Raw genomic sequence first — 9,115 nt, 5'->3', positions numbered from 1 at the left:
CCCTCGATTGTCTCGATCTGACTCCCACGGGCCAGATATCTGCCTCCATATTGGGCTACCGTGGCACCAGCCTGGCGGGCGTACTCCTGATAGTCTTCAGGATCAGTAATATCAATGCTCGCAATGATATACACAGCCATTTGTGCTCCTCCTGTTCTAGCGGTTACATCCATCCTGGCGTTATCGCCTGGCCCGTTAGCTTTCGCCGTCTCTGACGCCAGAGCTGCCATAACAGAACAAAAACACTATAACACATTGGCGTGACGCCTGCCCCCTGTTGCTCACTGAGGCGGGAGCGAGCGAGGGGGCCAGGGGAGAAAAGGCGAGACGCGTCGCTGATACTCGTGGTAGAGAGCAGGATACTTTGCCGACAGGTGGCCTTCCATGAGCGGGATGCTGACCCCCAGGAAGAGGATCAGGATAGCCAGCGGCCCGATGAGCGTCCACCAGAAAGCCGGGTGGGCCACCAGCACGAACAGGTAGAGGCCCCACCAGAACAGCACTTCGCCGAAGTAGTTGGGATGTCGCGACCAGGACCAGAGGCCTGGCGGAAGAGCAGTACGCTCGGCGGCGGGCCGGGCGCGGAAGCTCTCCATTTGCTGATCGGCGAGAGCCTCGATAGCGATCGCCGCCAGCGTCACCAGAGCCGCCAGCCCATCAGCGGGCATCAGAGACGCGCCACGATCGCTCAGATTAGGCCAGAGGCTTAGGCAGCCCAGAAAGACCAGCACCGTCGGCATCAAGTGGATGCCCAACAGACTCACCGGCCAGTACCAGCGACCAGTACTCTTGCGAATATCCACGTAGCGCCAATCCTCATGCTCCAGCCCACGCCAGCGTCTGGCCCAGTTCCAGGTGAGGCGCAGCGCCCAGAGGCAGAGCAGTCCAAAGATCAACACATGGCGTGCGTTAGCCAGGCCATCCGAGGAGGGCTGGAACAGCCAGAAGAGCGCAAGCGGAACGGGGGCCACGCTCCAGTAGGGATCATAGAGACTCGAATTATTTGTCAGCACGCTGAAGACAAAGACCACAATAGTTGCTAGCCCATCGGCCACTGCCAACGCCGCCAGAGAGGGCCAGCCCTGTACCTGTAAGAGCCAAAGAATGGCCCAGGCTGCCGCCAAGGCTAGCCCATAAGCCAGGATTACCACAACAAAAGCGCGCTTCATCCTCTGGCTCCTTCCCCCGCCACGGCTGGTCTGGTCAGCACCGCCGGACGGCTAAAGGGATGCTCCTGCAACCCCATACGGAGCAGGATCAGCAGGGGGACAATAATCCATGCAGCGTTAGCGGCAAATACTACGCCTAGCTGGGGAGAGCGATAGGCACCGAAAGCCTCCTCGCTCAGGATCATCACCACTCCCTCAATCATTGCCACCGCATAGATGATGCTCGGCAGGCGAATCCACTCGCGCCCCTTCGCGTAAGCGTAGATCGCCACCAAATAGAAAGGACCGTAAAGCAAGTCGTCCAGCCAGATCGTCACCTTAAAAAAGACCGGACGGGCCATCAGCAGCGGGTCAAAATGTTGGCCCCACCAGTGGATCAGGTCGATCACCGGGCGAGGCGGCCAGAGCGGATAAGTGAAGTGCAGAGGGTCAGGGATAATAATCTGCTCGATATCGATCAGATAAGTCACGAACAACAGATTGATAGCGAAGAAAGCGATCAATAGCCAGTCGATGCGGCGTTGAGAGAGAGGAACAGGCTCCAGAATCGTCACAGCAACAGCCTCCTTGAGGAGATCACGACCTGGCGCAGCAAGCAGGACCAGAAGCACACCAGAAGAGGTCAACGCCTGGCGCCGGTCAACTTAGGCCGCGTCCAGTCAGGGTCACCAGGTGCCCCCAGCGCTGCAAAGCACTCACTACGCCAGCCGCCTGGCTCACTCGCGATAAGAGATCAGAGCCGTTGAGGCCAGCAGCCGTTCGACCAGGGCTGGCGCCCAGCGGTTCAGCCAGACCAGCGTTTTGCCCGAGAGCGTCAGCACCTGCTCGCGACGACGGCGGGCAGCTTGACGCAAAATCAGGCTGGCGCAGCGGGTGGGATCAAGCGCAGGCACCTTCTTCGCATGTTCACCCATGACCTCTTGCAGACGTGGCGTGCGCACAGCGCTCAAATAGGTGATCGAGACACTAACACCGCTGCCATGCAACTCTGTGCGCAGCGTGTTCAAAAAGCCCCGCATGGCATGCTTGGAGGCATTATAGCCAGCGGTCCCCGGGAGACCGAGCAGGCCCCCAAAACTGTTGACACCGACAATGCGACCACGACTACGCTTCAAATAGGGCAGAGCGTAATAGGTGCAGTAGACCGTCCCTAGATAGTTCAGCTCGATCTCATTGCGAATCGTTGAGAGGTCATCCAAAGCCTCGACGCGGCGCGGGAAGCCCATGCCTGCATTGTTGATCAGCATATCCAGGCGACCATACTCATCGACCGTGCGCTCAACAAGGTGCCGACACTGAGCCTCATCACGCAGGTCGGTAGGGATCGCCAGCGCCCGAGCCCCGCGCGCCCGGCAGGTAGAGGCTACGACCTCCAAAGCCTCTCTGCTACGCGCAGCGAGAGCCAGCCAGGCACCCTGCTCCGCTAGTTGATACGCTAGCTGCTCACCGATGCCGCGCGAGGCCCCCGTAATGATCACCACATGCTCGCGAAAAAGCCTATCCGCCATACAGAAGCCTCCTCTCCTGCTTTGCAGAAAAAGGTAGCTATGGCCATCCTTCTAGACCGGACTCGCCACAAGCAGCTTGCCTGTTGCTACTAGATTACCACATCAGGTGCGGAGGCGGCTCCCAGGGCCAGGTCATGGACCATGTTTGACCGTGATAAAAATCTTAATCAGTTTTTTATGCCCTTGTATTGCACTTTGCGGACGCCTATGGTACTATTGCTACAGCCCCACTATGTAACCTGAGTAGGCTGGGTGTTTCGACGTTTTAACAGGAGACCATCCTGAGAGAGCAGCACGGGGGAGTCGAAGCGACAGCTCTACCAGCGCTACCTTTAGGATGAAGGAAGCGCAGGGGGTTATCCGATACATACAGACTATTGTCTGTGGGCGGATAGAAGGAAGGTAGTAGTGTGGAAGCAGAGAGAGGGAGACACTATGAGTAAACTCGTCATGGTGATAGATGATTCGCTGACCGTGCGCAAGATCATCGAGACCAGCCTGAGACGTGAGGGCTTTGACTATGTCAGTTATCCTGATGGGATTCAGGCGCTGGAGGCCCTCACCAAGCATAAACACCGCGTTCCAGATCTGGTGATCCTCGATATCGGCCTGCCAAAGATGGATGGCTATGAAATCGCGCGCATTCTGCGTACAAAGCCCCAATTTGGCAATACCGTTATTGTGATGCTCTCGGGTCGTGATGGGGTCATTGACCGTCTCAAGGGACGGCTGGCCGGAGCTAAGGATTACCTCACTAAGCCATTTCGAACCCAGGATGTCATTTCGGTGGTGCATGCCCATCTGGGCAGCCCAACGCCGACCTACAGCTAGCCTCAGCCTGCTCCGCTGGGCGAGCGATTGATTAGGCAATAGCCGTCCAATCGCTTGTGCTGGTGCGGCTCGGTCGATCTAGCGCTTGGCAGGTGGGCAGACAGTGATGGAGAGCTGTTCATCTGTCACTCAGTTCCGTCACTACCAAGGCATAAACGCGCAGCACAATGGCGGTGCTGCTCGTGGCGGGGTAAGCAAAGAAAAGATGGTTGTACCACGTGCGGGAGGGTTTCTCTCTAGGTCGCTGGAGGCCTTGAACGATGAGGAGTTCTGGAACTATGCGCGTGAGTTGGCTCGCATGGTTCCGGCGGCGACTCATCCTGAAGAGTATCTGGAATGCAGCCTGTCGTTAGGACAGGGCTGCTGTTTTGTTTCACTGAGGGCACTCTGTGAGGTCGTGCCTCCTCCCCATCGCTTTGCCGCTTTGCCCGCTTCCCCTGCCTGGTTGCCTGGCCTGGTGGCCTGGCGTGGTGAGGTCATTGCCGCCGTTGACCTGCCCGCTTTCCTCTGTGGTACCCCTACGGCGTCCGCAGGAGAGGGCATGCTCCTGGTCGCCGATTATCCCGAGCAGCCCATCGGCCTGCTCGTTCCCGCCATCGGTTCTATCCTCTCCCTGGAATATACGCCTCTGGAGCAGTGCGAGGCGCTGCCTGTGCGCCGTGAGCTGCTCCGCGGCCTGCATGGCACAGATCCCGTCTTAGATGTGCCAGCTCTGCTGTCTGAGATCGTGCGCGAGATAGAGAGGGCGGTATCCTATGGCTGAGCCGCAGGAAGATCTGCCAGAAGTGCCCCCGGGGGAAGCGCAGCTAACGCCCGAGGACCTGGCAATTATCGAGGCGTTTCGCCAGATGGAGGATTTTGAGCCAGCGGCGGGCGCTGCCGGACCCGAGTCGACCAGCGCTGCGGCTGCTGAACCCAACGATAGTTTAGCAGACCGCGGGACTGCTACGGCTGTCGGAAGAGAGGAAAGAGCTACTGGCGCCTCGTCATCTGATGGTGGTCTCGACGATATGCTGGCGCTGTTTGTCGCCGAGGCCGATGAGGATATTGCTGCGATGCGTCAGGCTCTGGCTCAGCTTGAGCAAGAGGATCAGCTTGACGAGGGCCATTTAGAGGCCCTCCGTCGCTATGCCCACAAGCTGAAAGGAACCGCTGGCGCCGTTGGCTGTCCGTCAATGTCGACGATCGCCTACTATATCGAAATGCTCGTCGGCTCGCTGCGTGATGGCTCGGTGCCGATGATGATTGGTCTGATGGCCCTGGTACAGGCGGTACGCGCGCTAGAGGCGACCCTTCAGAGCCTGGTTGAGACAGGGCAGGAGAGCAGTGCGCCGCTCACCGAACTGGAGGCTGACTATGAGGCCCTCAATGAATTTGGGAGCGTGCGCCGGACGCCTTCTGAAAGCCTGATCGCTCTCACGACCGCCGATGAGACGGCGCTACTAGAAGAGGAAGAGCTAGCGCCCCGCTCGCCGCTGCGCGAGGAGATCGCCCGTTTCCATCTCCGCACACGGGCGCCGCGTGAGTCCAACTCGCCGCTGCCCTCAGTGCTGGTGGATGCTGAGCGTCTCAAACGGCTTATGCTCCATAGTGAACACCTGGCTGAGCAACGGGAGCCGTTGGAGAGTGCCCGTCGTGAACTGGAGTCTGCATTGCAGGAACTGTATGCCGCGCAAGCACGCCTGCAGTATCTGGAGACGCTGCTGTCGCTTAATCCTCTCTCCCTCAGTGAGCTGGGTCAGATTCCACATGGGTCCCATCGCGCACCGCCCCAGCAACCGATGTCTTCGCTGGTGGCTCGTATTCTGGAAGAGGCCGATCCCTATGGTCGCCATGCCCAGGCTCACGCGCAACCGCGTCAGCGTCTCAGTGCTCTGGCGCTGAAGGCCCGTGAGGCGACCTCCTGGGATGAGATGGAGGTCGATCGCTATACTGAGAGCGATGTCCTTCTGCGTGCCTTCTCTGAGGCTATCGCTGATGTTAGTACAGCCTCGGCTCAGGTGCGGGTAGCCTTCACTCGCCTCGATCGCGTACTGCGTCGCCATATGGATCTGGCCAATCGGGTGCGCGGCGAGACGCTCTTGTTACGCTCAGCACCACTGGCCGTCTTGCTGCCGCGCATTCGGCGAGCTATCAGGATGAGCGCTGACGCCCAGCGTCAGCGTGTCCACTTTGAGGTCCGGGGTGAGACCACAGAGGTCGATCAGGATATTCTGGAAGCCTTGGCTCGCCCCCTGTTGCAGTTGGTGCGTTATGGCATGATCACCAGCTTGAGCAGCGCGCAGGCTGAGGATGGCGAGGAGGAGCAGCCAGAGCGGCGCGTCTGGTTCTATGCTCATGCTGTTGGCAATGAAGTATCGCTGGAACTGGGCTTTTCAACGCCCGTACGGGCAGGAGCGCTAGAGCTAGTTCAAGGCCCCATTCAGCAGCTACAGGGAACAGTGGCCGCTCAGCGCAATGCCCTGGGAGGCGTGACGTTTTATCTGACACTGCCTCGCCTGCATGGAGCCATGCATGGTCTGCTGGTGCGCACCGCTGGTCAGCGTCTGGTCCTTCCTTTCTCACAGGTGCGCCGCATTGTAGTGGGCCGCTCTCCCGTAGAGCAAGAGAGCCATGCCTCTGCTCAAGCTCAGCCACTGCCAGCCGCTGCCGTGCCGCTTTACCGCCTGCTGAAGCTGCCAGGCGAGGCTCAGCAGGAGATCGTCTCCCCGGCTTCTCCGGCTGCAACGCGTCCCTGGCTCCTCTTGCAAGAAGGTCTACCATGTGGAGCGGTTGAGGTTGATGAGGTGCTGGGAGGCGTGGAAGTGGTGGTACGGCCCCTGGCCCCCTACTTGCGCCGTCCGGGCATCATGGGCGCTGCTATTGACGGCCAGGGCAACGTTTTGCTAGTTGTCGACCTCACGTGCCTCGCTCCCCCGGAGGAAGGATCGCAGGCGATGCCAGCGATGGCCTCACAGGAGCCGCCTATCAGCCGTCATGAGCCGGCCCCTGCCAACACCGGGCGGACGGTCATGATCGCCGACGATTCGGTCTATATCCGTCAATCGCTGCAGCAGACTTTGCAACGTGCTGGCTATCGGGTGATTCAGGCACGCGATGGCATGGAGGCCTGGGAGCTGCTGCTAGAGCAGCCTCCAGATGTCTTGCTGCTTGACATTGAGATGCCTCATTTAAATGGTTATGAGCTACTCAGTATGATCCGGGCCAGCCCGCGCTTTGCAGCACTCAAGATCATCATGCTCACGGCTCGCTCGTCGGAGAAACATCGGCGCTCGGCCCAGGACCTCGGGGCCCAGGCCTACTTGATCAAACCATCCCCTCCCGAACAGCTCCTGGAAACCATTGGGGCTGTCCTAAGCGAGCAGCCGGCAGCAAAGTAAACTCAGCGTTCCGCCCACTCCATCAGAGATGATGCCCTGGAGAAGGTGGCTGTGACCAAAACAACGCAGGAGGCGATTCCCTTACCAGCGTGCATAGAATGGGAACCCCTCCTGCTTTGTAGCTTTAGCCGAATGATAAACGCTGGCAGGCGTCCACGCCACGGCAGCTAGCGTTGCAAGTCTCTCAAGTAGGGGAGAGCTATAGCTGCCCGTGGTTGCCGAGCCTGACCAGACCTTCCCCTATTCTCGATAGTAGGCAGGGGCGGCCTTAATCGAACCGGTCTCAATCATGATCTGACGCAACTGCTGAGCATCGAGCGTCTCATAGAGGCGCAGGGCCTGAGCGATGCGGTCCAGTGTGACGCGATGTTCGCGCAGCAAGTTCAGAGCCCGATTATAGGCGGCTTTCACGATGCGATCGACCTCCTTGTCAATCAGGGAGGCCGTTTTCTCGCTATAGTCACGGCGCCCGAAAGCGGCGCGCTCTAAAGGATCTTCCCGTTCCTGGAAGAAAAGCGGACCGATACGCTCGCTCATGCCCCAGTTCGTGACCATGCGGCGAGCGATCTGCGTCACCTGTTGCAGGTCATTCTCGGCGCCGGTTGTAATGCGACCGATAGCTACCTCCTCGGCAGCGCGTCCCCCGAGAGCCGTCACCAGGCGCGCTTCAAGGTACTCGCGAGAGTAGTTGTGGCGGTCATCGAGAGGCAGGTAACGCGTCACCCCGAGAGCCTGACCGCGGGGCACGATCGTCACTTTGCCGACCGGGTCGACGTGCTCGGTCAAGAGAGCCGTCAAGGCATGGCCACCCTCATGGTAGGCCACGACCCTCAGATCCTCCTCACTAAGCACCAGCGGACGTTCGGCGCCCAAAACGATCTTATCCAGCGCCTCCAAGAAGCAGTTCTGATTGACAGCGTCCAGATTGCGGCGAGCCGCCAACAGAGCTGCCTCATTGACCAGGTTGGCCAGATCGGCGCCGACCATGCCCGGGGTTGCCCGTGCGATCGCCTCCAGATCCACATCGGGGGCTAGAGGTACCTTGCGCGTATGGATTTGCAAGATCGCCAGGCGGCCTTTCCAGTCGGGCCGATCAACCGTCACGCGGCGATCGAAGCGCCCGGGACGCAACAGAGCTTTATCCAGGCCCTCGGGACGGTTGGTCGCCGCCAGCACGACGACCGCCTGTCGTACATCGAAGCCATCCATCTCGACCAGCAACTGATTGAGCGTCTGCTCACGCTCATCATTGCTGTTGATGCTGGCCCCACGCTGACGCCCGACGGCATCGATCTCGTCGATAAAGATGATGCTGGGGGCGGCCTTTTTGGCCTGATCGAAGAGATCACGCACGCGGCTGGCGCCGACGCCGACCAGAACCTCTACGAACTCGGAGCCCGACATGGAGAAGAAGGGGACGCCGGCCTCTCCGGCGACGGCACGCGCTAGCAGGGTCTTGCCTGTGCCCGGTGGACCCACCAGGAGCACGCCACGCGGGATCTTGCCGCCCAGGCGCTGGAACTTCTGCGGCGTCTTCAGGAACTCAACGATCTCGATGAGATCGTTTTTAGCCTCATCGACGCCGGCCACATCGGCGAAAGTCGTGCTGGGCCGATCCTCCATGATCACGCGCGCGCGGCTCTTGCCGAAGCTAAAGATATTCTGCTGGCCCTGGGTGGCGCGCCTGATGATAAAGAGAAAGAGCACTCCCAGGAAGACCCAGGGTAGCGCATTAAAGAGGATATTCAGCCAAAGGCTGCCATCGTTGGTCGGCTTGGCGGAGACCGAGACATTGTGCTGCAGCAGGAGCTGGATCAGCTTGGGGTCTCCACTGGCTAGCTGCGTAAAGTGGTAATATTTCGACGTCTTGCCGGGGTTATTGGGGTCAGCCACCGGCGTCTTAAACTCGCCGGTCACATCCTGTCCCTGGAAAACCGCCGTCTTGACGTTACCTTTCTCAACTTCTGCGTAAAAAGAACTGTAAGGGATCTCAATGGCATTCTGGTTACTGCTGCTTCCACCCTGTAAGAAGGACTGCAGGGCCCACCAACCAAGCAGCAGAATGCCCACAATCACCAGTGAGCGCAGGAGCAACGAAGTCAAGCTTTCGTTGTTATTATTCTGGTTATGATTGTTGCCGCTGCCGTTGGGATTGGAAGGAGTATTCAAGCGCGGAGGCCCGCTCTGTGGAGGGCCATCGGGGCCGCGCTCATAGGTATATAAAGCC

The 9,115-nt window shown here is 59.5% G+C and carries 8 protein-coding genes; 3 read left to right on the top strand and 5 right to left on the bottom strand.

The features are described from left to right. From IRZ24_RS19815 to IRZ24_RS12295, 4 genes are all read right to left on the bottom strand, one after another. Nucleotides 1-140: DUF1330 domain-containing protein (locus IRZ24_RS19815; protein ID WP_366914282.1), on the bottom strand; the 140-nt coding region annotated here is incomplete at its 3' end. 141 nt (nucleotides 141-281) lie between these two features. Next, the gene (locus tag IRZ24_RS12305) at nucleotides 282-1,169 is read right to left on the bottom strand and encodes a DUF1295 domain-containing protein (protein WP_297164636.1); all 888 of its coding nucleotides are present in this window, start codon (nucleotides 1,167-1,169) and stop codon (nucleotides 282-284) included. Then, nucleotides 1,166-1,723 (bottom strand): emopamil-binding family protein, encoded by a 558-nt coding sequence (locus IRZ24_RS12300; protein WP_297164633.1) that lies wholly within the window; start codon nucleotides 1,721-1,723, stop codon nucleotides 1,166-1,168. The genes IRZ24_RS12305 and IRZ24_RS12300 overlap by 4 nt, the downstream gene beginning before the upstream one ends. Before the next feature lie 162 nt (nucleotides 1,724-1,885). Next, nucleotides 1,886-2,677 (bottom strand): SDR family oxidoreductase, encoded by a 792-nt coding sequence (locus IRZ24_RS12295; RefSeq protein ID WP_297164629.1) that lies wholly within the window; start codon nucleotides 2,675-2,677, stop codon nucleotides 1,886-1,888. Between the two features lie 435 nt (nucleotides 2,678-3,112). Between IRZ24_RS12295 and IRZ24_RS12290 the strand changes: the two genes are divergently transcribed. The 3 genes from IRZ24_RS12290 to IRZ24_RS12280 all read left to right on the top strand — a co-directional run bounded on the left by IRZ24_RS12290 (nucleotide 3,113) and on the right by IRZ24_RS12280 (nucleotide 6,888). Further along, nucleotides 3,113-3,508: a response regulator gene (locus tag IRZ24_RS12290; RefSeq protein WP_297164626.1), complete on the top strand. Its 396-nt coding sequence runs from the start codon at nucleotides 3,113-3,115 to the stop codon at nucleotides 3,506-3,508. Between the two features lie 205 nt (nucleotides 3,509-3,713). Beyond that, entirely contained in the window at nucleotides 3,714-4,271 is a 558-nt protein-coding gene (locus tag IRZ24_RS12285) for a chemotaxis protein CheW (RefSeq protein ID WP_297164624.1), read from the top strand. After that, nucleotides 4,264-6,888 carry a response regulator gene (locus tag IRZ24_RS12280; RefSeq protein ID WP_297164621.1) on the top strand — a complete coding sequence of 875 codons (2,625 nt, stop codon included), beginning with the start codon at nucleotides 4,264-4,266 and terminating at the stop codon, nucleotides 6,886-6,888. The genes IRZ24_RS12285 and IRZ24_RS12280 overlap by 8 nt, the downstream gene beginning before the upstream one ends. Nucleotides 6,889-7,128: 240 nt before the next feature. Here the strand turns inward: IRZ24_RS12280 and ftsH are convergent. Beyond that, the coding region (gene ftsH / locus IRZ24_RS12275) for an ATP-dependent zinc metalloprotease FtsH (RefSeq protein ID WP_297164617.1) at nucleotides 7,129-9,115 on the bottom strand (1,987 nt) is incomplete at its 5' end.

Source organism: Thermogemmatispora sp. (genome assembly GCF_019683755.1).
In the GTDB taxonomy this organism is placed as follows: Bacteria; Chloroflexota; Ktedonobacteria; order Ktedonobacterales; family Ktedonobacteraceae; genus Thermogemmatispora.
Note: the sequence above shows the minus strand (reverse complement) of the source record. Positions and strands in the feature narration are given on the sequence as shown.